The sequence below is a fragment of the Mycobacteroides saopaulense genome (assembly GCF_001456355.1).
GTDB classification, from domain to species: domain Bacteria; phylum Actinomycetota; class Actinomycetes; order Mycobacteriales; family Mycobacteriaceae; genus Mycobacterium; species Mycobacterium saopaulense.
The window spans coordinates 2,709,950-2,736,206 of the sequence record NZ_CP010271.1 but is presented as its reverse complement, the minus strand read 5'-3'; the positions used below and the strand labels follow the sequence as shown (position 1 = coordinate 2,736,206).

The following is a 26,257-nucleotide window of genomic DNA, read 5'->3' as shown; positions in this document are numbered from 1 at the left end:
GACTAGAGCAGTCCGAGTTGCCGGAGATCTGTCGCGTATTTGACGATGAGATCACGGGTGAGATGAGGGATGTCGGTGTTCTGAGCGGTGTGGACGCCTTCGCGAAACCTGACCGCGGGCAGGAAGGCACCGTTGTGCGCGTGCTGCGGATAGCGGTACGCGTGCAGTAGCGGTAGCAGGGAGTGCTGTTTTTGCGTTTCAGGGAGGCCGCGGATGGCGGTGTCGAAGCGGTTGAACCATTCGGTGTAGTTGTCGATGCGCTGGATGGGGTAGCCGGCGTCGATGAGCCAGTCGACGAAGTTGTCCAGTGAGATCCCATCGGCATGCGGGTTCACCGAATCGTAGGTGTGGAACCCCTCGATGGGCCCGAGGGCGGTGATGGCCGACGCCGTGAAATCCGCAGGCAGGCCGTCATAGTGGGCGAGTGGGCGTTCGCCGGTGGCGTGTGCTTGGTAGAACGAGCCGGGTGCGATGCCGGTGGCGATGAGGCTAAGGATCAGTCGGGTGAACTGGTCGGGGACGTTGAGCTGTCCGGTGTAGCGGCTGTGGGCCAGGATCATGTCGGAGCGGAAGACGGCCACGGGCAGACCGCACAGATCGTGTGCTTCGCGCAGCAGCACCTCACCGGCCCACTTCGCGTTGCCGTATCCGTTGGCGTATCCCTCGTCGAGGGGGCGCACCGCGCTGATGGTGCGGATATCCGAGTCCTCGTCGAACACCTTGGGGTCCACCGAGATTGCCACGGCGACCGTGGACAGGTAGGTGACCGGCTTGATCTTGGTGGTGATGGCCAGCTTGATGATCTCGGCGGTGCCGACGACATTCGGTCCGAACAGCTGGCTGTAGGGCAGTACGTGGTTGACCAGGGCCGCGGGATGCACGATGACGTCGACGGTGTCGGCCAGGTGCTGCCAGGTGTCGGCATCCAGGCCCAGGTTGGAGTCGCCGATGTCCCCGGGAATGACTTCGAGGTGCTTGTCGGCCAGCGACCGGAAGTACGCCAGCAACTCGGCGTCGCCGCTGTCGAAGGCCTCTTCCAAGCGGCGGTAGGCGGCCTCGGCATTCTTACCGCGGACGATGGCGATCAGCTTGCCACCGGTTTTACCCAGGCGCTCAAGCCATTCCAGGGCAAGGAATCGCCCCAGGTAGCCGTTGGACCCGGTGAGCAGGACGGTGTGTGGGATACCGACTGCCCGGGGAACCGTCGGCGCGGCGTGCAAGGTGGCCTCGTCGATGAACTTGTCCAAGGTCAGGTCGGCAGCGCCGATCTCGGTGTGCCCTGCGCCGTGCACAGAGTCGGCGGTGGGTAGAGAGTGGGTCGAGCCCGAGTCGCGACGCGTCTCGACGATGCGGGCGATACCGGTCAGATCGTTGGCCGCGCTGACGATGTCGCCGACCGGAATCTCGACGGCGAAGATGTCGCGCAGCAGATCCGAAAAGGCAAGGGCAGATAGTGAATCGCCACCCAGATCGATGAAGTGTGCGTCCGGACTCACCTCGGCCGCCGACAGTCCCAAGAGTGCCGTCACCGCACGCTGTACCGTCTCCAGAACGGGCTTGCCCTCGTGCCCCGCGGAATGCAGCGCCTGCAGTTCAAGAGCCTGGGCGGTCGCGATGTCGGAGTACATCTGCTCCAGGCGGGCACCGTACTTCTCGTGCAACTTGGGTCGCGCCAGCTTGGCGATGCCGGTCAACAGACCGTTGGCAGCCGTGAACGGTTCGGGCTCGATCAGGAAATCGCGGGGTACCTCGTAGGGCTGCAGTTCGGCCTCGCGTGCCACCTGCTGGAGCGACTCGGCGATCAGACGCTTGAGCAGCTCGTCGTTGCCCTGGCCTTGTTCGTATGCCTCGGCAGTCGGTACGACCACGGCCAGCAGATAGGAGCGCTCGCCACTGCCGTAGACGCAGATTTGTTGCACCAATGGACTATTGGCGTATTCGGCTTCCAGGTTGGCGATCGCTACGAACTCGCCCTGTGACAGCTTGATCACGTTGTTGCGCCGGTCCACGATCTGGATCTTGTCGGGTTCGAGCTCGGCGACGATATCTCCGGTCTTGTAGTACCCGTCGGGATCGAACACGTCGGCCGTGACATCTGGCCGCTTGAAGTAACCGCCGAACACCGACTCCGCCTTCACCAGCAGCTCACCGCGCGGGTGTGGTTTGTCGGTGGAGAAGTAGCCGAGTTCGGGCACGTCCACGAGCTTGTAGTCGATGACCGGTGGGCGTTGAATCCGGCCGTTGCGCACGATGACTCCGGCCTCGGTGGACCCGTAACCATCGGTGATGCGGGCATCCAGGCAGGATTCGATGAAGGCGGCCAGCTCTTCGGAGAGCGGGGCTGAGCCGCAGACGATCGTCAAAACACGCCCGCCGAAAAGGTTCTCGCGGATGTCGGACTTGACCTCGGCATCGAGAGCGGCCGGATCGGCTGTCGGATCCACCGCGGCTCGGCGTTCGACCTCATTGCGGTAACGCTGAAAGAGCATGTCGCATACCCGGGGAACGAGCGTCACCACCGTGGGCCGGGTCAGGGTGATGTCCTCGAACAGAGTGGACATGTCGCTGGATGCCGCGAAGTAGGCCAGGCCCCCGCAGGCCAGCGCGGTGACCAGGCTGCCGCGGCCCATCACATGGCTCATCGGCATGAAATTCAGGTTGATCAAAGGAATTTCGGCCTTGGAGCTGAGCGTATCGGCGCGCAGCCACGGTTTGGCAACCATCTTCTCGGTGTAGGTGGCTCCCTTCGGGGTGCCGGTGCTTCCCGAGGTGTAGATCACCAGTGCCAAGGGGTCGGTGCCCTCCTCGGCGGTGAACAGCGGGGCATCCGGGAGTGCGCGGCCGTGCCCGATCACCGCCGACATCACGTGGACGGCGATGGGTAGGCCGGCCTCGTCGATCCGACGCTGCGCCGATTCGATGCTCTCGCGTTGCGCGTCGACGCCGGCGTGATAGTCGAAGACGGTGACGTGCCGCAGCGACGGTGTGGCCACCACCGACTCGATTGCCGCATCCAGCAACTCGGCGCTGACCGCCAGCACCGAGGGTTCTGATTCGGCCAGAATCGCGGTCCAGTTCGATGCGGGCGCGCTGGTCTGCAGCGGTACCGCCACCGCACCCAGATGGATGCAGGCGAGGTCGACGGCGGTGTAGTCGACGCTCGTGAAGCCGAGCATCGCCACGAAGTCGCCGGTCCGGATCGGTGCGTGTGGATCGTGATACCAGGCGGAGGCCAGCGCGCGGGCCATGCCCCACAGCTCTCCGTAAGTGACGGTCTCGAACTCGGGCAGCGGACGCAGCGACGAGCGACCGCTGCCATCGGTGATGAGCTCCTGGGCGCGGTGCCCGAGTGCAGGACGGTCGGCGTACCCGTCCATGATCGTGGCGACCACCTGCGCGAGCCGCAGGCCGGGCACGGCGACGGCAGCATCCACCCCGGTATCGGGTTTGGCGGCTCGGAACTGAGCATCCTCGGTGAAGAGACGCCTGACGCGTTCTCCCAACCGCTGACGACGTGCTTCCTTGGTGTTGTCAGCGGTGGCGTCGATCGTCATATCGGCAGCTTACGAAACCGTGGATTCTGTAAGCCGGCGGGCTCAGCCGGACCTACAGCAGACCCAGCTGTTCCAGGTCCTTGGCGTACTTGACGATCAGTTCCTCCGACAGATGAGGAATGTCGGTATTGCCGCTCTGGTCGGCCGGACCGATCTTGGCGACCTGCACCGCGTGCTGGAAGCGCTTGGCCGGGACGACGCCGTGGTCTTCGGCACCGGAGGGCTGCTCGAAGGCGTGCAGTAGCGGTAGTAGGGAGTGCTGTTTTTGCTTTTCGGGGAGGCCGCGGATGGCGGTGTCGAAGCGGTTGAACCATTCGGTGTAGTTGTCGATGCGCTGGATGGGGTAGCCGGCGTCGATGAGCCAGTCGACGAAGTTGTCCAGTGAGATCCCATCGGCGTGCGGGTTCACGCAGTCATACGTCACAAACCCCTCGCTCCCTTCGGGTACCTGTGTGCCCAGGGTGGTGATCGCCTCGGCGGTGAAGTCACCCGGTAATCCGTCGTAGTGCGCACGCGGGCGTTCGCCGGTGGCGTGTGCTTGGTAGAACGAGCCGGGTGCGATGCCGGTGGCGATGAGGCTCAGGATCAGTCGGGTGAACTGGTCGGGGACGTTGAGCTGTCCGGTGTAGCGGCTGTGGGCCAGGATCATGTCGGAGCGGAAGACGGCCACGGGCAGACCGCACAGGTCATGTGCTTCGCGCAGTAGCACCTCACCGGCCCACTTGCTGTTGCCGTAGCCGTTCGCGTACAGCTCGTCCACCGGACGCACCGCGCTGATGAGCCGGATATCGGACTCTTCGTCGAATGTTGTCGGATCGACATATGCCGCGACCGCGACCGTGGACAGGTAGGTGACCGGCTTGATCTTGGTGGTGATGGCCAGCTTGATGATCTCGGCGGTGCCGACGACATTCGGTCCGAACAGCTGGCTGTAGGGCAGTACGTGGTTGACCAGGGCCGCGGGATGCACGATGACGTCGACGGTGTCGGCCAGGTGCTGCCAGGTGTCGGCATCCAGGCCCAGGTTGGGGTCGCCGATATCGCCGGCCAGTACTTCGAGGTGCTTGCCGGCCAGCGACCGGAAGTGCGCCAACAGCTGCGTGTCGCCGGTGTCGAAGGCTTCCTCCAGTCGGCGGTAGGCGGCCTCGGCATTCTTACCGCGGACGATGACGATCAGCTTGCCGTCTGTCTTGTCCAGGCGTTCAAGCCATTCCAGTGCCAGGTAGTGGCCCAGGTAGCCGTTGGACCCGGTGAGCAGGACGGTGTGTGGGATCCCGACGGCCTTCGGAAGCGACGGTGCCGCATGCAGGGTGGCCTCGTCGATGAACTTGTCCAGGGTCAGGTCGTTGGCACGGATCTCGGTGTGTCCGGCGCCGTGCACTGTCTCGGCGGTCGGCCGTGTGCCGCCCGAATGACGTTGTTCATCAATGAATTTCGCGACACCGCCGAGGTCGTTGGCGGCGCTGACGATCACGCCGACGGGCACCTCGACCGCGAAGATGTCACGCAGCAGGTCCGAGAAGGACAGTGCGGACAGGGAATCGCCGCCCAGATCGGTGAAATGAGCGTCCGAGGCCAGTTCGGCCGACGAGACGCCGAGCAGGGCCTGCGCCGCCTTGAGTACCGTTTCCAGCGCGGGCTTGTCCGGGTCCACTCCGTGCAACGCCCGAAGCTCGGCAGCCTGCTGCTCGGCGATGTCGGCGTACATCTGCTCCAGCCGTTCACCGTAGTGCGCCTTGAGATTCGGCCGTGCCAGCTTGGCGATGCCGGTCAGCAGACCGTTGCCTTGGGTGAACGGCTGCGGCTCGATGATGAAGTCGCGGGGGACCTCATAGGACTGCAGCTGGATCTCCTTGGCGATGTCCTGCAGCGAGTCGGCCAGGGTCGCCTTGAGTGCCGCCTCGTCGCCCTTCGCGGCGGCCACGGCCTCCGGTGTGGGCACCACCACGGCCAGCAGGTAGGACCGCTCACTGCTGCCGTACACGTAAATCTGATGCACCACAGGACTGTTGGCGTATTCGGCCTCCAACGTGGCGACCGCGACGAACTCGCCCTGAGAGAGCTTGAGGACGTTGTTGCGGCGATCGATGATCTGGATGTTGTCGGGAGCCAGCTCGGCGACGATGTCGCCGGTCATGTAGTAGCCGTTCTCGTCGAAGACGCCGGCGGTTACCTCGGGGCGCTTGTAGTAACCGAGGAACATGCCGTCGGTCTTCAGGAGCAGTTCACCGCGCGGGTGCGGCTTGTCGGTGGAGAAGTAGCCGAGTTCGGGCACATCGACGAGCTTGTAGTCGTTGACCGGTGGTCGCTGCACGATGCCGTCGCGGAACACCATGCCGGCCTCGGTGGACCCGTAGCCATCGGTCAGGTGCAACTCGAAGCAGGATTCGATGAATTCGCCCAGCTCTTCGGACAGCGGCGCTGAGCCCACCATGACCGCCAGCACGCGGCCACCGAAGAGGTTGTCGCGGATCTCGGCCTTTACCTGTGCGGCCACGGCCTGCGCATCGGCGGCCTGGCCGCCGGCGAGGCGACGGTCCACCTCGGTCTGGAACCGTTGGAAGACCATGTCGCAGACGCGGGGGACCAGAGCGAGTGCGGTGGGACGGATCAGCTCCATGTCCTCGAAAAGCGTTGACATGTCGCTCGATGCGGCGAAGTACCCGAGTCCACCGGTGGACAGGGTGGCGGTGAGGGTGCCGCGACCCATGATGTGGCTCATCGGCATGAAGTTCAGGCCGATCATGGGTAGGTTCTCGGTTCCGGCCATGACGTCTTCGCGAATCCACCAGCGGCGCACGATGTTTTCGCTGTGCATCGCGCCCTTCGGCGCACCGGTGCTGCCCGAGGTGTAAATGAGCAGCGCCAGCGGATCATCGCCCGCGGACGGTGCGTAGAGCGGTGCGGCGGGAAGCTCCGCGCCGCGGGTGACGACGGAATCGAGTGTCTCGATGGCGATTCCGGTTCCCGCGAGCCGTGCACCGGCGGCCTCGAACGCCTCGCGCTGCTCATCTACCTCGGGGGTGTAGTCGAATACGACGACCTGCTTGACCGTTGGGGTGGCAAGCACGGATTCCAGTGCGGTGCCAATCAATTCGATGCTGACCGCCAGGGTGTTGGGTTCGGCCTCGGCGAGAATGGTGGTCCACTGGGAGGCGGGTGCACTGGTCTGCAACGGCACCGCGACGCCCCCGAGGATCATGATCGCAAGATCCAGCACGGTGTAGTCGATGCTGGTGAATCCCAGGGTCGCGACCAAGTCGCCGCTCTTGACGGGATGGGCCGGGTCGTGGTGCCAGGATGCGGCAACAGATGTTGTGCGGGACCATAATTCGCCGTATGTGACGGTGTCGAAACGGGGGAGCAGTCGCAGGACGGTGCGACCGTCGTGGTCGGTGACCAACTCGCGCGCACGTTCTCCCAGCGCGGGGCGCTCGGCGTATCCGGTCATCAACGTCGCGATGGCTTCGGAAAGATGCAGGCCGGGGCGCAAGACCTGTTCGGCTACCGCGGGATCGGGTTGGGTCGCGCGGAATTGGGGATCGCTGTCGCGGAGGTTCTCGATACGACGGGCCAGCTGCTCTTGCTGCGGGTCGATGTCATGGGTCACGGTCATGGGCAGCCTCGAATCAACAGGGGTGTTCTCAGGAAGTCTGAAAAGTAGATTACCTAAACTAACGATATATCCCGATATGGTATTCCTCACAATCGACCTCCCGTTATTTGGGATGCAAATTCAAGAATTGCGCTGATCACGGCCGCCGTCAACGGCCGTCGACCAGGCTCTCGCGCAACTGCGAATACGAGGACACGAGCGCATCGAGCGTGAAGCGCCGGTTGAGTCCACTGGGGTTGGGTAGCACCCAACTGGTTGCCCCGGCGAAGCCGGCGGCCTGCCGTCCAAACGCGATGTGTGGGTCATCGAGCATCGCGGCTAGCGCGCGCTTGCCCAGAAACGCGACCACGCGGGGTTCGAACTGACGGATCTTGCGTTCGAAGCCTTCGCGAGACAACCGGAACTCGGTGGTCGGTATGTCGGTGGCGCGGGCTGTCGGGCGCATCACGACGGCGGTGATCCCGCAGCCGTAGGTCAACAGCTGGCGTTCGTCTTCGGGCCGCAAACGCACAGTGGTGAAGCCCGACCTGTACAGCACTTCCCAGAAGCGGTTGCTGGGATTCGAAAAATTGTGGCCGTCCACGGCGGCGGTGGCGGCGGGATTGATTCCGCAGAAGACCACATCGAGCCCAGCGCCAAGCAGGTCTGGTGAGTACGACGACCCTTGTCCGGCAATGGCGCTGGCGACAGTTGTGTACTCGCGCATGACCGAATGCCTCCCTCTGTGGATGATTCTCTCAACCGTGAAGGGAGGTGAAGTTGTTCCTCGGTTGACCCGAGGGGCAACCCTAGTTCGTGTCGGCTCGGGTGAACTCCACGATGTCGCGCCAGCGGCTGCCGGTCGCCGATGCGAACACGAAACCCTCCGGTTCGACGAGGGCGCGCAGTTCGGAGACTCCCAGACGATCCGGATCCAGGAAGATCTCCTGGAAGATCAGCCGCCCGCCGGGTTTGAGCACCTGTCCCAGCGACCTGATGCACGCCGCCTTGTCGGGCACCTCGCCGATCACGCTGGCGAGAAATGCGACATCAAAGGTGTTATCCGGGAACGGGAGTCCATTGCTGGCATCACCCGAATGAAATCCGGCGTTGCGATACCCGGCCCGGTCCAGCTTACGTTTTACCTTCTCGAGCATCTCCGGCTGCACGTCGAACAGGTCCAGGTGTCCGGACGGTATCCGCGGCGCGATCTGTGCGCTGAAGATTCCCGGGCCGGGGCCGATTTCCAATACGCGCTCGTCGCCTCGCAGGGCCAGCCGCTCGGCAACGCCGGCGGGATTGACGAACTTTCGATGAATCGGATTGTCGAGAACGAATGCCGCCTGGTGCGGAAACGGAAAGTCGCCGACCCGACGCACCTGGTGTACCACGGTGTCCATCCATGTCGTAGGCATGAACTAAGGCTACCCTTACCGACCGTGCGGTGGGGTCCTCGCTAGTGACGGCCCCCACCGCCGCTTCCGCCGCTGTTGCCACCGCCCATGCTCGGCGCCTGGACGGGAGTGCTGTAGGTAGGCGCTTCCCGCGCCGGCGCTTCACGAGTCGGCTCCGGCGCCGAGGCACGTGACGGGGCTGTCTCACGCTCCACGGGCGCCTGCTTCGCCGGCGTCTCGGCGGGGGCCGGCTCCACTGTCGCGCGCGGCGCGGGTGCTTCGGAGGTCGGGGCCTCGTACGTCGGTGTGCTCCGCTGTTTGGTCGGTTCGGGCGCGGCGGAGGGCTCGACGGTCTCCGACGGTGGCGTGGTGATCGTCTGCCGTGGAGTAGGCGTCACCGGGGTCTCGTGAGTCGGTGCCGACGGTGTCGTCACCGGCGCGGATGTCTCGTCCTTCGGCGTGGGTGCCGGGGCGACCGAGGTGGGCTCGGGTGCGGGAGCGCTCGTGGTGGCATTGGTCGGAGGCCCGGACGTCGGCGCCGGCACGTGCGACGGCTCTGTGGACGGAACCGGACTTGAGGTGCTGGACGTCGCGCGCGGCTCTGTGGAAGGAGACGGCGTCAGCGGCGGGACGGTGGGCAGCGACGGAGGCGTGAAATCCTCGGGTACTTGCTTGGGCGGCACCGTCGGGGCCGGCACCGTCAACACCGGTGGTGCGGAAGGCTTTACGTCGACGGGAGATCCCGGCGCGGGAAGCTTTTCGGGTGCCGGGTCCGGAGTTGCGAGTTCCTTGCTGAAGTTTCGGACGGACTTGGTCGACAGGTCCTTGATGAGGTCGTCCGCGGGGCGGGCCGACTTGTCGGCGGCGATGAACTGAGCCAGAGATGCGTCCAGGTTCACGACGGGCTCGGCCAGGGCCGGGCGGTCGGCAACGCGGACCACGGGTGACCAGTCGCGCTCTAAAGGGTTGTCCCAGTTGCGATTCAGGTTCCAGTCGCGGTACTGGGCCGGATCGATTCCGTGCGTTTGGTCCCAGAGGCTTCGGCTGAACACCGGGTTGGTGTTCTGGAACTTCCACTCGTAGTACTGCCGGTACGGGTGATACCGGTCGTACCAACCCTGGTCGCGGGGATCTTCGTCGCGGAACTGGCCCCACTCGTTGCGGCCATCGCGATCCCGGCCGTCGCGGTTGTATCCGGACCAGTTGTAGCCATCCCAGTTGTAGCCCCAGCGATCGTAGCCCCAGCGGTCGTAGCCCCAGCGGTCGTAGCCCCAGCGGTCGAAGCCCATGAAGTCGTATCCGTACCGGTTGAAACCGGAGAGCCCCCAGTTGAACCAGTCCAGGACGTTGTACCCATAGAGCAGCGACCACGAAGGGTCATACCCGCCCAGGTCGAGCAGGTTGGGTGTCAGCGGTGGCGCGACGGGAGCAGGCCAGTCGGCGACCGGGTCGACCGGAATGCCGGGCGGCGGGGGCACCGAGTACGACTGGGGTTGGGGGACCGGCGCACTGGCCGCGGCGGCATAACCCCAGCTCGGCGGCGTCGATGCCGGTGCGGCGGGTCCGACGTTGGCGGCCAGATTCGCGTCGGTGTTCACCCCCGCGGGAGCGGGCAGCGCGGGCAGCTGCTGGGCCTGCTCGGGAGTGTATTGACGCAGCTGCTGGGTAAGTTGCAGATAAAGATTCTGCAGCGAGGTGCGCTCGTCGGAGGCTGAGACGAATTCCAGTCCTCGCTTGGCCTCGTTGAGTGAGGTCCTGGCCTCGGTGAGCTGATCGGGTGTGGGCTGCTTACCGTTGCCCAGGATGTCCTGAGCCTTCTTGAGCTGAGAGACCACCGCACGCACCGCCACGTCTTGGGCGTGGGTGGGGAAGACTGTGCGATCCAATGCCCACAGCGAGCCGCCGGGCTGTGCGCCATAGGCCGCGCCGAGAATCACCGCGACCAGGAGGCCGACCAGCGTGCCGAAGGCCGCTGCACGCAGCTGTGACTCGCCGGGCACGTACTTGCTCCACCGTGCGGGCGGTTCGGGATTCTCCTCGGGAAGCTCCCAAATCCGCATCGCCGTGTCCTCGTCGACGGGAGGCGGAACAGTCGTCATCTCAACCTTCTGTACTACCGGCGCTCCCGCCATGCCGGGCGGGAACAACTATCAGCACTAATACACACCGAACTCTAGGTATTCCATCGCCAGCGTAGTCGCGGTCGTTACCGATTCTCGGCAATCCGGCAGGTCTGCCATCAGCGACGTTGCGGCGCAATCAGTCCCGGTACATCGCCCACAGCGTGGGACCGTCGGACAAGGGTCTGATCTCGTCGACAACCTTGAACCCGAAGCGTTCGTAGAGCGGGTTGTTGCGAATGTTGGAGCTCTCCAGGTACGCGGGCCCCTCGATCTGATCGATCTGGTGCTTGAGGAGTTCGGAACCGATGCCCGTGCCGGGAACCGCGGCGCCGATGGTCGCCAGATACCAGTGCGGGTGGGTAGGGCGAACTGCCGCGGCGGCGCGTGCCAGGGCGACTCCGCGCACGACGCCCAGCCGTAGCGCGCCGAGCAGCAGCGGGATGGCCCGCATCTTTTGTGCGGCCGGCGGCTCCCAGCTCGGGGGATCCCAATGTGCGGCTCCGACCGCCACACCGTCTTCGTAGAGCAGGTACTCGCCTTGGCCGGAGCCGTGCAGGGCCAGTGATATCCCACGGAATATCGCGACGTCACGGCGTGGATCGGCGTTCACCCACCGGACCACGGGGTCCTGGGCGAATGCCGTGGCGATCACGCGGTGGGCAACGGCCTCATTGGTGGAGTCGATGTCTCGGATCTCGCGGGTCATACGTGTTCTACGAGCCCGGGGCGCCGAAGGTTCCCGACAGGGCCGGGTTACTCCTTCGGGGGCCGCATCACCACGGCGGCCGCGATGGCGGTGGCCACCAGGAGCAGCGTCGAGGTCCCAGCCACGGCATGGATGCCGTCGGTCCATCCGATCCGGGCCAGATCGGCCGCGGTGGCACCCGCTTCGCCGCCCATGTCCTTGGCGCGGGCCATGGCCTGCCCCAGCGTCTCGTGCACATGGGTGCGTGCGGTGAAGATCGCGGAGGCGAGCGCACCGAACAGCGCCAGCCCGAAGGCTGTGCCGAGCTCAAAGCTCATCTCCGAGATGCCTGTGGCCTGACCGGCCCGTTCGTTGGGGGCCGCGCCCAGCGCGACGGCTGAGACGAAGGTGAACATGACCCCCGCCCCGGCACCGACGATCACCGTTGCCGCGATGTACACCCCGACCGGTCCGTGCGGGCCCAGCGCGAGCAGTACCGCGTTGCCGACGGCCATGGACAGCAGCGACACGACGAACGTCCAGCGTTCGCCGAGCAGGCGTTCGATACGCGCCGCGTCCATCGAGAAGTAGGCGACGGTCACCGCCATCGGCAGCCCCAGGAACGCCGCGGACAGCACATCGAACCCGAGCACCGACTGCACGTAGAGCCCGGTGAGGTACGTCGTGGCACCGAAGGTGGCCATCGCGGCGACGGTGCCGACGATTGCCACGGTGAAAGTCCGGTTGCGGAACAGATCGAGCGCCAGCAGCGGATGTGGGTTACGCATCTGCTGGCGGACGAACATCGCGAGCGTGACCACGCCGATCACTCCGGTGATCGCGACTGAAGGCGAGAACCCGTGTGTTGCAGCGGCTTTGATGGCATAGACCAGCGTCATGATGCCGATCATGGATAGCGCGACGCCGGCGAGGTCGAAGGGCTCCCGCACCGGGTTGCGGTATTCGGGGATGAGCGCGTTCGCGGTGAGGAGCAGCACGATCAGCACCGGAACGTTGATGAGGAATACCGAGCCCCACCAGAAGTGGTGCAGCAGCAGACCACCGATGACCGGCCCGACGGCCGCACCGAAGGAGAAGGCCGCTGCCCAGATGCCGACCGCGAGTGCCTTCTGGCGGGCGTTGGGAAACATGACCCCGATCAGCGCCAGGCTGGCGGGCAGCAGAGTTGCCCCGCCGATGCCCATGAGCGCACGGGCCGCGATAAGCGCCAGTGGTGTGGGCGCGAAGGCGGCGAGCACCGAGGCGGCGCCGAAAAGGGTGGCGCCCCACAGCATCAGGCGGCGCCGTCCCCAGCGGTCGCCCAGATTGCCCATGGTGATGAGCAGGCCCGCGAGCAGGAATCCGTAGACGTCAAGAATCCAAAGCTGCTCGGCCGCCGAGGGGTTGAGCGACTCGGACAGTCGTGGCATCGCCAGGAAAAGCACCGAGACGTCCATCGACACCAGGAAGACGGGCAGCAACAGGCTGGCCAACCCGAACCACGCGCGGCGTCCAGCGCGGGCACCCTCGGGGGTGGTCGCGTTTTCTGGCGCAGTGGACTTACAGCTGGTCATGGGGTATCGCTCCGGTGATGTTGTGGCGCGTACGGCGTACGCAGTAGACTGGGTACACTGTACGCAAATTGGCTGAGCTGGTCAATCGAGTTTGGAGGAAGCGTCGTGACGGATCCGCGCCTGACGCTGGAGTCGATTGTTGCCAAGGCCATCGAGATTGCGGATTCGGACGGCCTGTCCGGAGTGTCGATGCGCAAGATCGCCGACGGACTCGGGGTGGGCGCCATGTCGCTGTATCGCCACGTGGCCGACAAGGACGCGCTGCTGGTCGAGATGACCGCGGAGGTCACCCGGCGATTCGCCTACCCCGCTGACATGGTGGGCGACCCGGATTGGCGCGCCCGAGTGCGTGTCGCCGTCGAGTACGACTTCAATCTGTACAGCACGCATCCCTGGGTGCTGTTGGCGTACGCGGTGCCACGTAACGGGATGCAGCCGGACACCCTGGTGTGCTTCGACTGGATGCTGGAGGCCTTCGGTCATCTCGGAGTGTCGGTGCCGGAGGCGGCCGAGTTGGCCTTCCAGGTTTGGAGCTACTCGCAGGGTGTCGGTCTCGGGGCGGTCGGCGGACAGCTGGTATCTCCGGGTGCGCGCACCGACTTTTCGGGCTTGTCCGAGCTGATCTCCGGCAATGCCGGCGTGCCGAAATCGCCACGGCTGGCCGCGCTGGTGGGGGTGGGCGATCTGCCGCAGGTGACCAATCCGCGTGAGGTGATCGTCAAGGGTGTGGAGATCCTCTGTGATGGCATCGCGCGGCGCTACCGGCAGCTATAGGTAGTCGGCCAGAATCTGCGCCTCGCCGCGCAGCTGGGCCGCGGCCTGCGCCTGGCCGAGAGCCTCGTAGCGATCCGCTTGCGCGGTGCGGTCTTCGATCTGCGCCCGCACCACGGCGCGCACGTCGGCGGGGGAGAGCACTCTTCTGGGCGCTTCGGCCGCACCGAGACCCATTGCCGCTCCGGCGATATGAGTGCTGCCCGGCGTGGTTTCCGTGGTGTCGTCCACCGACTCGGCGTTATCGATCGCGGCGATTGTCGTCCGTAGCGCGCTGACGGCCTGGCTGTTGCGAGCCTTCAGCGCCGCCGCGAGGTCCACACGCATGGTGGCGCGCAGTGCGTGCGGGTCGTGAGTCGAGGTCATGGTGTGGCGAGCGTATCGGCGCGGGCCGGCGCCGACCACCGAATATCCGGGGATGTCACGGAGCTCCCCGCAGGCCGACACCGTCCTCGTATTCCGTGACATCGACCGTGGCGATCGCGCCGCCAGGTGTCGCGAGAATCCATCGTTCGCCCGTATCCGCGCTGGGGTCCTCGACGTCATAGAGCACCCGCTGGCGCAGCTCATGGGCCATGGACCGTGCCACGGATTCCTGGGGACGCGTAACCGGCGAGGTGGGCGGCCAGATGATGCACAGTCCCATCGCGAATCCGTCCGTGTACTGGGTGATCTGGACGTAGCCGTGCGCGTCCTCGTCCGGATGTTTGTCGGACTCCAGGGCGATGCCACAGGCCCGGGCGCAGGCTCCGACTACCGCCGCGTCGGACGCCGGTCGCTCCACGAAGAAGTTCATGTAGTTCTGATCGTCCATGGCCGCGGTCGCTGCTAGGCGTCGGCGTCGCGGGGTTCGTCGCGCTCGGAGTTGGTGCGCCACTCAGAGAATCGGCGCCGTACGTCGGTGGCGACATCCGTGACACCCTGCCCGACGACGTTCACGACGCCATCGAGGGTGGACCCGAAATTGCGCAGCGCCGAGATCAGTGGGTCTGTCGAGGAATCGAAGTTCTCCTTGTATGACTTGGCCGCGGAACGGAAGTCGGCTCCGAGGTCGGCGCGTTCGTCGTCCTCGCGTCGCGGATAGTTTCCGCCGAGGATCGCGCCGTACTCGCCGCGATCGATCCACTTGCTGAGTTCGGCGGCACGAAGCACCGAGAAGGGGTGCGACTGCAGTTCGAGGTTGAGCAATTTGAGCACGCCGTCACGCATGTCGCCGGTGCGCTCGTATTCGGCGGCCTGCGCCAGGAACCGCTGGGTATCCATCTCGTCCAGTCGAGACCCGCCCGCCAGCTTCATCTCCACCCGGATGGCGGTATCCACATCTTGTCCGCACAGCATTCCGGCGCGGTCGCCGGAAAGCTCCGACTTACGCTGCCACTCCATGAGTGCGGCGACGACGGCGTGCAACGCCCACCCACCGATCGGCATCCAGCCGAGATTTCCGGCTAGCCGCATCAGGTGCATCAGCATGGTGCGGTAGACCGCATGTCCGGACAGGGCATGCCCGAGCTCGTGGCCCACGATGAACCGCAGCTCTTGCTCGTTCATGAGGTCCAGCAGGCCTGAGGTGAGCACGATGAACGGACGGTCCATGCCGATGGTGAAGGCGTTGGCATACGGCCCCTGGATGACGTACAGCTCCGGGATTTCGGGAGCATCGAGCACGCGCGCGCAGTCGTGAAGGGTGTCGTTCAGCGTGGTGAACTGCCGATCGTCCACGCGAATGGCAGTTGCCAGGTACATCAGCCGATGCTGACGCTCGCGCAGCAGCGCGGCCAGCGCCTTGAGAACGGTGTCGAAGCCCTTCAGGCTGCGCAGTGTTTGCAGTGCGGCCCGATCGGCAGGGTGCTCCCAGGCTCGCGTGCTGATTCCGGGAAACTCGGTGTAGGTGCGAGTAGGCAGATCGGGCATGGCATTCAACCTATCTGGTTACGGTGTGAAATATGGCTGGCCGGCGAGAATGTGGACAGTGGCCAGTGTTAGCGGGTGTTGTTCCCGCGGCTCCCCGTGCCCATGCCATGTATCCCCCGGAAGTGCTTCTTGTTAGGTCAGACGACCACGCCTGCGTTTTGGTTCCCGGCTACGTCGCCACGTTCCGCAGTTCCTTGGCATGCCGCTCCGCGCAGGCCCGTACCGCGTCCATCAGCGTGGGGTAGGTGCCGATCCCGTTGGGTCCGTCACCGGCAAGCTCGTAGACCACACCCGGCTCATCGCTGAAGTACGAGTGCGAGACGGTGACGGTCACGCCGTAGTAGTCCGGGTCGCCGAAGACGGGACGCAGTTGGTCGAAGGAATGAGCGCCGAAGTATTCGGGGCCCAGGGATGCACCTTCGATGTACGCCTTCATGCCTTCCCAGTTCTTCGAGCCGGGCGCAGATTCGGCGAGCGAGAACAAGTCCTCGAAACCGCAGAAGGCGTGCAGACCGTCGGAGACCTGGAGCAGCTCCCGATGATCGGCGTCGAGATAGTGCCCCCACTGACGCTCTTTGACGCGGATGTCGTTGCGTGTCGTCGGTCTCGGAGTGCCGGGAAGGTCGTAGAGAGGGTCCTTTTCGTGCAGCGCCTTCTGTTGGTCGGCCAGCATCGACACGAGCGAGGACCATTCGTCATGCCGCGCTGAGCTACTAGGGGATACGCACGCGCAAGTCAGTGTGGCGATGAGAAAAACTATCGCGCCGAATCGCATACGACTCCCAGAACTCGCACCTACCGGCAACGATAGCAAACAACAGCGAGACGTGAGGGGTAAACGGGGAAGCCCCAGGCCATCTTGACAACCAGTGCTGCCAACATGATCATTGGCCCGGAGTTGACCGCTGTCAGCTACTGCGATGCGAATCATGGGAGAGCGGATGCGGGCCGTCAGGCACCTGATCAACGTCCTTACCAAGCCCGTCGGCGTGCGCTATCCGTGGACGCCGACACTTGCCGACCGCGTGCGCGGCCGCACCGTAGTGATCACCGGTGCGTCGAGTGGTATCGGCCGACGGTTGGCCGAGCGCATCGCCGAGGCCGGGGCCATCGTCGTCGTGACCGCGCGCCGCGCCGACGAGCTCGATGAGGTGGTTCGCGGGATCGCTGCGTGTGGCGGTGCCGCGCACGCCGTGCGGGGAGACCTGTCGACGGGTGAGGGTGCCGGCGCCGTCGCCGAGGAGGTGCTCGAACGTTTTGGGGCGCCGGACATTCTGGTGCTCAATGCGGGCCGCTCGATCATGCGGTCGTTGGCCGATTCGGAGCATCGGCTGCACGATTACGAGCGGACGGTCGCCATCAACTATCTCGGCGGAGTGGGCCTGGTGCTGCGGTTGCTGCCGGGGATGCGTGCCCGGGGTTCGGGGCACATCGTGCACAGTTCGTCGATCGGGGTGTTGGGCAACCTGCCGGATTTCTCGGCGTACGTCGGATCGAAGGCGGCCATGGATGCGGTGCTACGCATCGCCGGCATCGAGAGCCGTGCCGATGGGGTGCGTGTCACCAACATCCACCTTCCGTTGGTCTCGACCGACATGATCGCCCCGACGGATTGGAGCCAGTACGCGTCGCTCACCCTGGAGGAGGGCGTCGACATGGTTGTCGACGGGATCCGACGCCAATGTCGTGAGGTGAACAATCCCTTGGGCGTTCTGTACCGCGACTCGTACCGGGTTGCACCAGGGATCGTCAGCCGGGTGCAGAACGATTACTACCGTTGGTATTCGTCACGTGGTCGGAGGGCGGAGTCGGCGCCGGTCCATTTATCGGCTAATCCGAAGCGGGGCCGATGAATTCGAGACCGGCGTTGATCGCGGGGCGGTGCCGCAGGATTCGGAAGTGCGCCAGGCGCCCGAGTCCCTTCGTCGCGAGGAAACGTGCACCGGGCCATGACTGCGCCAGACGCTCGCTCGACGCGTACGGCGTGTCCGGGTCGTCGGGGTCGTGGATCAGCAGCAGCGGGGGATGCCCGGCGGCCGCAGCGACGCGGACCAATTCGGTTTCGGGCAGCGTCATCTCGATGCGGCGCTCGAGCTGGCGCTGCAGTCCGGCGCGTATCCGCTTGCCGAAGCCATGGCGCGCGGCGAACAGGTCGAGGTAGAGGGGGAAGTCGCCCATCGGCGCCAGGTACACCAGGCGGCCCACCGATGCGCCATAGGAGGCCGCGAAGGTGGTCGCGTTGGCTCCCAGGGAGTGGGCCACCACCGCGTGGGCAGGCCCGTGCTCCTTGATGACGGCCGCCACTGCGTGCGCGCACTCGATCAGCGTGGTGCGCCCCGGCGCGAGCGCGCCCGCCGCCGACTCGTTATGGCTGGGCAGGTCGAAGGCGATGACTCGGTAACCGGCCTGCAACAGCGGCTTGATGAAGATCCCGAGGTGCGTGCGTTGACCGCCCCAGCCGTGGACCAGATAGACCGTCGGCCCCTCACCCCACGACTCACCGGCAATCCGATGCCCGTCCCAGTGGGCTTCCAGCGGCTCGCCGGGGGGCACACCGGGTGGCATGCGAAGGCTCGACTCGATGACCGGCGGGGTGCACCACAGCTCGACCGCCCAGCGCGACCCGATGGCCGGTGCGAAGCGCTCCAGCCACCAGAAAGCCCTGCGTATCCGGTCGGACACGGGGGGTTGGACACCGGAGCCTTCCACGTCGAGGGCGGCCCCCGCGTCCTTGGTGGGTGCGGAATCCGTCTTCTCTGGTTCGGTCACGTCGAAGGAGTCTATTGACGTCCGCTAGAGCTGTGCCAGGCGCGGACCGATCACGGGCCCTGCAGGGAGGCCCGTCCCGCGCTCGTGAGGTCGCCGAAGAGGCGCAGGCGGGCGAGCCCACCGTCGGGGTATATGTCCAGACGCACGTCCGTGACGGGCTGTTGGCTCTCCACCAGAAAACGGTGCCGGGTGTCGGGCTGCAGCGGCGTGCGCGGCAGCAGCGGTACCCAGTGGCCCTGCGCGGTCAGGCCCTGCAGGCCCGCCGCACCGGGGCTGTTGCCCACGAAATAGGACGTGTCGATCTCGGCAAGGCGCAGCACTCCCTCGCCGGCGAGCCGCACCTGTACCCAGTCGTTGGCGTCGTCGCGGCGGCGGGCGGTCTCCCAGCCGTCGCCCATGACCCGCGCGACACCGGGGAACAGCAGATTCTGCGGTGAGCTGTAGAAGCGGTTGGAGCAATCGGTGACCAGGCCGCCGTTCTCGATGGCGGCCAGATCGAACTGCCCGGCGTCGAGGAACCGTGGGTCGGGCCGTCCGTGACCGTGCACGCGCAGCCGGGCGACGCCGCCGTCGGGGTACATGGTCAGCCGCACGTGCGTCCACCGCCGCGACGAATCGACGTCGAAGACGTTGCGGCTGTCTCCATAGACCTTCGTGCGGCCGATGATGCTCTGCCAGGCGGTGTCCCGGGCGATGTCGTCCGCGGGCGGATACCCCTCGATCTCTGCCGCGTCGACCGATATCTCCGGCGGATAGTTGCCCTTGAACCACGCGGTGTCGACGACGACACCCGCGATCACGCCGGGGACGCCCAGCCGGACGATGGCGGCGTCGTGGCCGGGCTCGCCCGCCGGGTCACGCCTGCGTCGGGTCTCCCATCCGTCGTAAACCTGCCCCTTGTGCCCGAAGGTTGCGGGCCGGTAGTCGGCCGGCCCGGGTTTGATCAGGTTCTCCTTCTCGGCGAACAGATCGTCGTTGGCCCAGATCACTGCTCCGCCCAGGGGTCGCAGCGCCAGGTCGGGCAACATCGTGAAGTCGGGCAGTCCCGCGGGTGTGTTGCCGGTCATCGCTGGTCGGTTCCTCCTGTCGCAGCGCCCGCTGTGGTGCGTTGCACGAGTTGATTCAGCACCGCCCGGTCGCATCCCGGCGGTAGCGCGCTGTCGGTATAGGCGCCGCAGTCCAGGCCACGCAGGATCCCGGTCGCCAGGGCTTGGGCCGTCGCCGGTTCGTCGACCACACCGCCACCCTGGCGCTGCAGGTAAGCGACGATGCGCGGACCGGCCACCGCCAGCGCGCGCCGGTGAAATCCGTAGGTGGCCAGCCACCGGGTCACCAGGTGTCCCGGGTGCATGTCCCATCCCTGCCAGTAGCCGCGCTCAAGTGCGCGGGTGACCAGCCGGTGGTGGCGGGTGAGCGCCGCGGTCTGCTGGTCGGGGGAGCCGTCGGGGTTCACCTGCGTGGAGCCGTCGCATACCCACACACCCGTCTGTGCCGCGGCCGCCAGCATCACCGCCTTGGCATGGTCGGCCACCGGATGCTCCAGGGATTGTTGTTCGGCGGCGATCCCGCAGGCCGCACTGTAGTCGTACGTGCCGTAATGCAATGCGGTCAGGCGCCCCTGCGCCAGGTGGATTGCCTTGGCCAGGGTGGCGGTGCCGTCGGCACCCAGCACCGCTTGCGGACTCTCGATCTGTAGCTCGAAACGCAGTGAACCGCTGGGCAATCCGTGTACGCGCTCGAGTTCGTCGAACAGGCGCAGTGCCGCCTCGACCTGAGTCACCGTGCGGAATTTCGGGATGGTCGTCACGAAGCCCCGCGGCACTCCCGACGCGCCGTCCAGCACCAGCTCCAGGGTGCGTACGCTGCGCCGCAGGTGTAGTGAGGTGAGGCCCTTGATTCGGATGCCCAGTACCGCAGGAGGATTCGCCGCTATCGACAGTGCGCGCAACGTGCGTCCCGCCTTGCGCGCGTCGGTGTCCTCGGTGCTGTCCTCGCGCCAGCCGTAGCCGTCCTCGAAGTCCAGCCGCAGGTCCTGGATGGGGTCGGCGGCGAGGCGTTCCTTGACGCGGGGCAGGACGCCCTGGGCGTCGAGCGCCGCCAGCGACGGTTCGTGACGCGCGGTCAGCGCCAGTGCGGATGCTCCCCATTTCCCGGGCATCTCGACGTCGGCCAGGGCCGCGCTGACGTACACGGTGTGGATGGGTTGCGGTTCGTCGCGGCCTTCGGGGTAGGCGGTGGCGAGATCGGCGTCGGCGGCAGCCAGCAGCTCCGCGATGGGAGCCAGCCAGCCGGGGCTACCGGCATCTGATGGGTTCGGTGAGGATGCCGCTGCCACGGGTCCCATGCTCGCAGACTCGTTGTGGCGGTGCTCAGGGGTGTGCAGCTGCCGATTCCTCCTCGGGCTCGTCCGCGACCTGTTCACCGGCGAGAACCTTGCGCATGCGGGCCTTATCGAGCTGGCCTTCCCAATTGGCCACCACCATCGTCGCCACGCAATTGCCCAGCAGGTTCACCGAGACGCGCATCGAGTCCATGATCCGGTCGGCGCCCAGCAGCAGGGCGACGGCGGCCACCGGGATGGCGCCATGTCCTATGGCGGCCACGGTGGCCGAGAGTGCGAGGAACGACGAACCCGGTACGCCCGCCATGCCTTTGGAGGTCAACATCAGCACCAGTACGGCGGTGATCTGTTCGCCGAGGGTCAGATCGACGCCCAGGGCCTGCGCGAGGAACAGCACGCAGATCGACAGGTACAAGGTGGCTCCGTCGAGATTGAAGGAGTACCCGGTGGGGATGACCAGTCCGGTGGTCGTCTTGGAGCATCCCGCGTGGTTCAGCTTGGTCATGATGCGCGGCAACACCACTTCGGTGGAGGCCGTGCCGAGAGCCAGGAAGAGTTCGTCCTTGATGTAGACGACGAATTTCCAAAGGTTTACCCCTGCGAAGAGCCGGGCGATGACCGCCAGAACGCCGATGAACAGCAGCGCGGCGGCATAACAGGCGGCGATGAGCTTGCCGTAGCTGCCCAACGAGCCGATGCCGTACTGGCCCACGATGTAGGCCATCGCGCCAAGCGCTCCCAACGGCGCCAGCCGCATGATCCACCCGATGATGGTGAAGAAGATGTGGCTGAGGTGGTCGATGAATTCGAGCACCACCGGCGGACCCGATTCGCCGAACTTGGCCAGCGCCAGGCCGAACAGCACCGCGAAGAACAGCACCTGAAGCAATGCGTTTTCGGCGAAGGCCGAGACGATGGATGAGGGGATGATGCCGAGCAGGAACTCGACGGTGTGTGGCAGCTCGCCGTTGTTGGTCTTCTTCGCGATGGCGTCGGCCCCGGTCGCCAGCGTCCCGGCGTCGATGTGAAAGCCCGCTCCCGGCTTGGCGAGATTTCCCACCAGCAGGCCGAACAGCAGCGCGAAGGTGGTCACCGCCTCGAAGTAGATGAGCGCCTTGATGCCGATGCGGCCGACGGACTTGAGGTCGCCGACATGGGCGATGCCGAGCACCACCGTGCAGAAGATGATCGGCGCGATCAGCATCTTGATCAGCTTGATGAAACCGTCGGCCAAGGGGCGCAGGTCGGCGCCCAGGCCCGGCCACAGCCAGCCGATGACCACACCCGCGACGATCGCCACCAGAAGCTGGACGAATAGCGAGCGATACCAGGGTGGCTTGTTCGCCAGACGCACCATCTCGCTGGCGGGTACCTCGATCGCGGTCGGCATGGGCGCGACCGTAACCACGGCCTGTTTATTGGATGTGAACACCGGATTCAGCCCGTATTACGCACGACATGGGCGTGCGGTTCGATAGGAGTATGGAACCTGACCCCGCGGCAGGTGTCGTTGTCGGTGCGGTGCTGGCGGCGGGCGCCGGCAATCGTTACGGCATGCCGAAGATCCTCGCCGAGAACGGACGGTGGCTCGAGCTGGCCGTCACCGCGCTGGACCGGGGCGGATGCGACGAGGTCTATGTGACACACGGGGCGGCATCGGCCCAGATACCTTCGCCCGCACGGGGTGTCGAGGTCGTGCGATGGCGGGACGGCGTGTCGGAGTCGGTGCGGTCGGTACTGGAACTTGTGCGCTTGCGCACGGATGTGGCCGGGGTGCTCATCCATTTGGTGGATCTGCCGTCCATCGGGCCGGATGTGGTGGCGGCGGTGCTGCGTGCCAGCGGGCGCTGCCGTTCGGCACTTGTCCGCGCGACGTATGCGGGGCGGCCCGGGCATCCGGTGTATCTCGGTTCCGAACACGTCGATCCGGTGCTCAGCGTGCTGGCGGGCGACCGGGGAGCCGGCCCCTACCTGGCCGTGCGCGCCGATGTGATCGAGGTGCCGTGTGGGCATCTGGGCGACGGTGTCGATGGTGATTACCGGCCGTAGATCAGATGTGTCGGGGTGTGCCGCATGCCCAGCAGATAGACGCCGAAGCCGATTCCCGCGCCGACGAACCACGTGAAGCTCGCCACGTAGGCACTGCCCCAGACCACTGTCGCGATGGCCACCAGCGCGCCCGCGACGGTGGCGGCGACCGCGACCGGGTTGATGCCGCCGCGGTAGTGGTACGCGCCCGAAGGGGAGAGGGTGAACAGGTCGTCCACCGTGATGCTGCGATTGCGCACCAGGTAGAAGTCGGCGATGAGGATGCCGAAGAGCGGGCCGATCACCGCGCCCAGGGTGTCCAGTGTGTAGTGGATGGTGCTCGGATTGTTGTAGAGGTTCCAAGGGGTGATCAGGATCGACCCGGTCGCCGCGATCATTCCACCGGCGCGCCAGCTGATCCGGGTCGGGGCGAGATTGGAGAAATCGAAAGCCGGCGAGACGAAGTTGGCCACGATGTTGATCCCGATGGTGGCGATCGCGAAGGTGAGTACACCCAGCACCGCTGCGGTGGTGTTGTCGATCTTGTCCACGATCAGCACCGGGTCGGTGATGACCGCGCCGTCCGGGGAGCGGCCGATCACCGCTGCCCCCGCCGACACCGTGCACACCACCAGCACTGCGAAGAAGACGAAGTTCAGCGGTAATCCGAGGAAGTTGCCACGCTTGACCTCCTCGAAGCTGCTGCCGTATCGCGAGAAGTCGCCGAAGTTGAGCATCGGTCCCGAGAAGTAGGAAATCACCAGCGCTATCGCACTGAGCATGGCCGTCGCGGCGGCCATGCCGCTCTTGGGCGCACCTTCTGCGAGGCTGAAATGCACGTTCTGCCAGCCGGCCTCGGCGACAAGGTAGGCGGCCAGTGCCAGCATCACGACGTATACGGCGGGCCCGCAGAAGTCGATGAACCGGCGGATCGCGTTCATGCCGTTCCAGAAGACGGCGGCCTGTAGCACCCACATCAGCAGGAATCCGCCCCAGCCGAGCAGCGACAAGCCCAGGAATCCGTACTCGTCGGCGTTGCCGTAACGGCTCAGCGAGGGCTCGAACTTCACCGCCAAGAGCACGAATGCCACTGAGGCCAAATAAGTTTGAATTCCGTACCAGGCGACGGCGATAAGACCGCGAATCACGGCGGGCAGATTGGCCCCGCGCACACCGAATGCGATCCGGGTGGTCACCGGGTATGGCACGCCGGCCTGTTGGGAAGGCCGGGCCACCAGGTTACACAGCCCATAGACCGCCACGATCCCGATCACCAGTGCCAGTAGTACCTGCCAGGCCGAGATTCCCAGCGCGAAAAGACTTCCCGCGAAGACATAGCCGCCGACGCTGTGGACGTCGGACATCCAGAACGCGAAGAAATTGTAGCTGGTCCAGGTCTGTGTCCGCAGCGGTGCCAGATCGCCGTTGGTCAACGCCGGGTCGTACCCGGGCTTGATCACGCTGTCTCCGGCGGCGCTGTGCCCGGTTGCCGGGGCGATGGCATCGGCCGTGAGTACGCCGGTCACCTGACCTCCTTCGGATCGTCGACCAGCGGCGGAAAAGCTGGTGACACTCGAAGCTAAGCGGTCGGTGTTGCCGTCGTGTTGCGCGGAAACAATATTTTCCCGGGTCGGAATTCCTCCCCGGGAACGTGATTCGATGCGGCGAATCGGGCGGCCTACTATCGTGCCCACGATGGCTCATGACGAGGCTGGATACGCGACATCCCGCGACATGGTGGGTTACGGGCGCACGCCGCCGCATCCGCGGTGGCCCGGCCAGGCCCGGATCGCGGTGCAGTTCGTGCTCAATTACGAAGAGGGCGCCGAGAACAACGTTCTGGATGGCTCGGCGGCTTCGGAGACATTTCTGTCGGAGATGGTCCCGGCCGAGGCATTCCCCAACCGGCACATGAGCATGGAATCGCTGTATGAATACGGATCACGTGCCGGGCTCTGGCGGGTCTTGAGGGTGTTCGAGCGCCGTGGCCTGCCCCTGACGATCTTCGCGGTGGCGCGGGCGTTGCAACACAACCCAGAGGCGGTAGCCGCGTTTGGGGAACTCGGGCACGAAATTGCCTGTCATGGGCTGCGCTGGCAGTCCTATCAGCTGGTGTCGCCGGATGTGGAGCGTGAGCACATGGCGCAGGCGATCCAGATCGTGCGTGACCTGACCGGTGCGGCCCCGCTGGGCTGGTACACCGGTCGCGATTCACCGCAGACGCGACAGCTGGTGGTCGAGCACGGGGGGTTTTCCTACGACTCCGATTCGTACGCCGACGATCTGCCGTACTGGGTGCGGGTACCTGCCCACGGTGGTGTGGCTGAGCACCTGGTTGTGCCCTACACCCTGGACACCAACGATATGCGATTCGCATCGCCGGCCGGATTCCCTAGCGGGGAGCAGTTTTTCACGCATCTGCGGGACGCGTTCGACTGTCTGTACGCCGAGGGACAGGCGGGCAGCCCGAAGATGTTGTCTGTGGGACTGCACTGTCGGCTGGTGGGCCGCCCGGCGCGCACCGTCGCGCTCGAACGGTTCCTCGACCATGTGCAAGCTCACGAGGGTGTGTGGATCGCCAAACGCATCGACATCGCCGAGCATTGGCGCCGGGTTCACCCCGTGGCGCTCGAACCGAACGAATCTAGTAGTCCCACATAGGGTTTGGCCGGTGGTGGGGCGAACTCGCCCCGCCCCGATTTGCGCAGGCCCATCGACACCAGCGACTGCACCAGATTCACGGCGGCGGCCACACCGTCGATCACCGGTAGCCTGATCTCGGACGAGATGTCCCAGCACAGTTCGGCCATTCCGGCACAGCCCAGCACGATCACGTCGCTGCCGTCGTCGAGGGCGGCGCGGCGGCAATGCTCGATGAGAATGTTCTTGGTTCTGGGGTTCTGGTCCAATTCCAGAACCGCGATATCGCAGCCGTGCACTCCTCGGCAGAAGCGCGACATCCCATAGCGTTCGGCCAGATCCCAGGCGCGCCCGGCGGTGCGTTCCAAGGTGGTGACCACACTGAATCCGCGGCCCAGATGGCTGGCCATGTGCATGGCCGCCTCGGCGATACCGAGTACCGGGCCAGTGGCCAACTCGCGGGCCGCGTCGAGGCCGGGATCACCGAAGCAGGCGAGCACATACCCGTCGGCTCCTTCGGACTCGGCGCGGCGTATTTCGGCCAGCACACCGGGCACGCTCAGTGCCTCGTCGTAGTGACTTTCGATCGACACCGGTCCCATGTCCGGGTTGACGGTGGTGATGCTGGTTCCCGGCCAGGCCGCCGATTCGGCCACCGCGCCGATGGACTTCGTCATGGTCTCGGTGGTGTTGGGGTTGATCACGCGTATGCGCATGGCCGACAGGGTACGTCGGCCGCGCACGGCGCGGGCGGTGCTGAGGTCGGCGGGCAGCCGGTCATGAAACGTTCGCGTTAACTCTGCGTCGCCAGCAAGGGCAGCGGGGCGCCTGCACTGGCAAAATCGTGTTTTGGCCGACGGCGATGGAGGGCG

The 26,257-nt window shown here is 65.7% G+C and carries 21 protein-coding genes; 4 read left to right on the top strand and 17 right to left on the bottom strand.

The annotated features are described in order from the left end of the window. Nucleotides 1-2: 2 nt before the first annotated feature. The 7 genes from car (MYCSP_RS13590) to MYCSP_RS13560 all read right to left on the bottom strand — a co-directional run bounded on the left by car (MYCSP_RS13590) (nucleotide 3) and on the right by MYCSP_RS13560 (nucleotide 12,925). Nucleotides 3-3,554, bottom strand: a complete 3,552-nt coding sequence (car, locus tag MYCSP_RS13590) for a carboxylic acid reductase (RefSeq protein ID WP_088413986.1) — start codon at nucleotides 3,552-3,554, stop codon at nucleotides 3-5. A 52-nt stretch (nucleotides 3,555-3,606) separates the two neighbouring features. Continuing rightward, the gene (gene car / locus MYCSP_RS13585; protein ID WP_088413984.1) at nucleotides 3,607-7,170 is read right to left on the bottom strand and encodes a carboxylic acid reductase; all 3,564 of its coding nucleotides are present in this window, start codon (nucleotides 7,168-7,170) and stop codon (nucleotides 3,607-3,609) included. Between the two features lie 148 nt (nucleotides 7,171-7,318). Further along, nucleotides 7,319-7,876 (bottom strand): G/U mismatch-specific DNA glycosylase, encoded by a 558-nt coding sequence (gene mug / locus MYCSP_RS13580; protein WP_088413982.1) that lies wholly within the window; start codon nucleotides 7,874-7,876, stop codon nucleotides 7,319-7,321. A gap of 82 nt (nucleotides 7,877-7,958) precedes the next feature. Beyond that, the gene (locus tag MYCSP_RS13575) at nucleotides 7,959-8,549 is read right to left on the bottom strand and encodes a class I SAM-dependent methyltransferase (protein WP_083018956.1); all 591 of its coding nucleotides are present in this window, start codon (nucleotides 8,547-8,549) and stop codon (nucleotides 7,959-7,961) included. Between the two features lie 56 nt (nucleotides 8,550-8,605). Next, on the bottom strand, nucleotides 8,606-10,642 hold the full coding sequence (locus MYCSP_RS13570; RefSeq protein WP_088415618.1) for a DUF2502 domain-containing protein: 2,037 nt from the start codon (nucleotides 10,640-10,642) through the stop codon (nucleotides 8,606-8,608). A gap of 160 nt (nucleotides 10,643-10,802) precedes the next feature. Then, a complete protein-coding gene (locus MYCSP_RS13565; protein WP_088413978.1) occupies nucleotides 10,803-11,372 on the bottom strand; it encodes a GNAT family protein in 570 nt (189 codons plus the stop codon). 47 nt (nucleotides 11,373-11,419) lie between these two features. Then, nucleotides 11,420-12,925 carry an MFS transporter gene (locus MYCSP_RS13560; protein WP_088413976.1) on the bottom strand — a complete coding sequence of 502 codons (1,506 nt, stop codon included), beginning with the start codon at nucleotides 12,923-12,925 and terminating at the stop codon, nucleotides 11,420-11,422. A 105-nt stretch (nucleotides 12,926-13,030) separates the two neighbouring features. Between MYCSP_RS13560 and MYCSP_RS13555 the strand changes: the two genes are divergently transcribed. Next, the gene (locus tag MYCSP_RS13555; protein ID WP_088413974.1) at nucleotides 13,031-13,699 is read left to right on the top strand and encodes a TetR/AcrR family transcriptional regulator; all 669 of its coding nucleotides are present in this window, start codon (nucleotides 13,031-13,033) and stop codon (nucleotides 13,697-13,699) included. On the opposite strand, the gene MYCSP_RS13550 is transcribed toward MYCSP_RS13555, so the two are convergent. The 4 genes from MYCSP_RS13550 to MYCSP_RS13530 all read right to left on the bottom strand — a co-directional run bounded on the left by MYCSP_RS13550 (nucleotide 13,694) and on the right by MYCSP_RS13530 (nucleotide 16,286). Then, nucleotides 13,694-14,062: a GatB/YqeY domain-containing protein gene (locus MYCSP_RS13550; protein WP_083019045.1), complete on the bottom strand. Its 369-nt coding sequence runs from the start codon at nucleotides 14,060-14,062 to the stop codon at nucleotides 13,694-13,696. The two genes, MYCSP_RS13555 and MYCSP_RS13550, sit on opposite strands and share 6 nt — an antisense overlap. A gap of 55 nt (nucleotides 14,063-14,117) precedes the next feature. After that, nucleotides 14,118-14,510 (bottom strand): hypothetical protein, encoded by a 393-nt coding sequence (locus MYCSP_RS13545; protein WP_088413972.1) that lies wholly within the window; start codon nucleotides 14,508-14,510, stop codon nucleotides 14,118-14,120. Nucleotides 14,511-14,524: 14 nt separating this feature from the next. Continuing rightward, nucleotides 14,525-15,607: a M48 family metallopeptidase gene (locus tag MYCSP_RS13540; protein ID WP_162266238.1), complete on the bottom strand. Its 1,083-nt coding sequence runs from the start codon at nucleotides 15,605-15,607 to the stop codon at nucleotides 14,525-14,527. Between the two features lie 169 nt (nucleotides 15,608-15,776). Further along, a complete protein-coding gene (locus MYCSP_RS13530; protein ID WP_162266237.1) occupies nucleotides 15,777-16,286 on the bottom strand; it encodes an SMI1/KNR4 family protein in 510 nt (169 codons plus the stop codon). A gap of 262 nt (nucleotides 16,287-16,548) precedes the next feature. Between MYCSP_RS13530 and MYCSP_RS13525 the strand changes: the two genes are divergently transcribed. After that, entirely contained in the window at nucleotides 16,549-17,460 is a 912-nt protein-coding gene (locus MYCSP_RS13525) for an SDR family NAD(P)-dependent oxidoreductase (protein WP_083019047.1), read from the top strand. Here MYCSP_RS13525 and MYCSP_RS13520 read toward each other — a convergent pair. Genes MYCSP_RS13520 through dctA form a run of 4 tightly spaced genes read right to left on the bottom strand, consistent with a single transcriptional unit; the run spans nucleotide 17,438 to nucleotide 22,107 of the window. Beyond that, on the bottom strand, nucleotides 17,438-18,376 hold the full coding sequence (locus MYCSP_RS13520) for an alpha/beta fold hydrolase (RefSeq protein ID WP_088413966.1): 939 nt from the start codon (nucleotides 18,374-18,376) through the stop codon (nucleotides 17,438-17,440). The genes MYCSP_RS13525 and MYCSP_RS13520 overlap by 23 nt on opposite strands. Before the next feature lie 50 nt (nucleotides 18,377-18,426). Continuing rightward, on the bottom strand, nucleotides 18,427-19,443 hold the full coding sequence (gene alc / locus MYCSP_RS13515; protein ID WP_083018968.1) for an allantoicase: 1,017 nt from the start codon (nucleotides 19,441-19,443) through the stop codon (nucleotides 18,427-18,429). Continuing rightward, the gene (locus MYCSP_RS13510) at nucleotides 19,440-20,720 is read right to left on the bottom strand and encodes a DUF6986 family protein (RefSeq protein WP_322788468.1); all 1,281 of its coding nucleotides are present in this window, start codon (nucleotides 20,718-20,720) and stop codon (nucleotides 19,440-19,442) included. Before MYCSP_RS13510 ends, alc begins: the two co-directional genes overlap by 4 nt. A gap of 25 nt (nucleotides 20,721-20,745) precedes the next feature. Continuing rightward, the gene (gene dctA / locus MYCSP_RS13505) at nucleotides 20,746-22,107 is read right to left on the bottom strand and encodes a C4-dicarboxylate transporter DctA (protein WP_088413964.1); all 1,362 of its coding nucleotides are present in this window, start codon (nucleotides 22,105-22,107) and stop codon (nucleotides 20,746-20,748) included. A 92-nt stretch (nucleotides 22,108-22,199) separates the two neighbouring features. On the opposite strand from dctA, the gene MYCSP_RS13500 reads away from it, so the two are divergent. Then, complete coding sequence (locus MYCSP_RS13500; RefSeq protein WP_083018970.1) at nucleotides 22,200-22,766, top strand: nucleotidyltransferase family protein; 567 nt, start codon at nucleotides 22,200-22,202, stop codon at nucleotides 22,764-22,766. Here the strand turns inward: MYCSP_RS13500 and MYCSP_RS13495 are convergent. Continuing rightward, nucleotides 22,754-24,439: an NCS1 family nucleobase:cation symporter-1 gene (locus tag MYCSP_RS13495; protein ID WP_209435413.1), complete on the bottom strand. Its 1,686-nt coding sequence runs from the start codon at nucleotides 24,437-24,439 to the stop codon at nucleotides 22,754-22,756. The two genes, MYCSP_RS13500 and MYCSP_RS13495, sit on opposite strands and share 13 nt — an antisense overlap. A gap of 1 nt (nucleotide 24,440) precedes the next feature. Between MYCSP_RS13495 and puuE the strand changes: the two genes are divergently transcribed. Next, complete coding sequence (gene puuE, locus MYCSP_RS13490; protein ID WP_088413960.1) at nucleotides 24,441-25,406, top strand: allantoinase PuuE; 966 nt, start codon at nucleotides 24,441-24,443, stop codon at nucleotides 25,404-25,406. Here puuE and MYCSP_RS13485 read toward each other — a convergent pair. Further along, the gene (locus MYCSP_RS13485; RefSeq protein WP_088413958.1) at nucleotides 25,361-26,101 is read right to left on the bottom strand and encodes an aspartate/glutamate racemase family protein; all 741 of its coding nucleotides are present in this window, start codon (nucleotides 26,099-26,101) and stop codon (nucleotides 25,361-25,363) included. The two genes, puuE and MYCSP_RS13485, sit on opposite strands and share 46 nt — an antisense overlap. Between the last annotated feature and the right edge of the window lie 156 nt (nucleotides 26,102-26,257).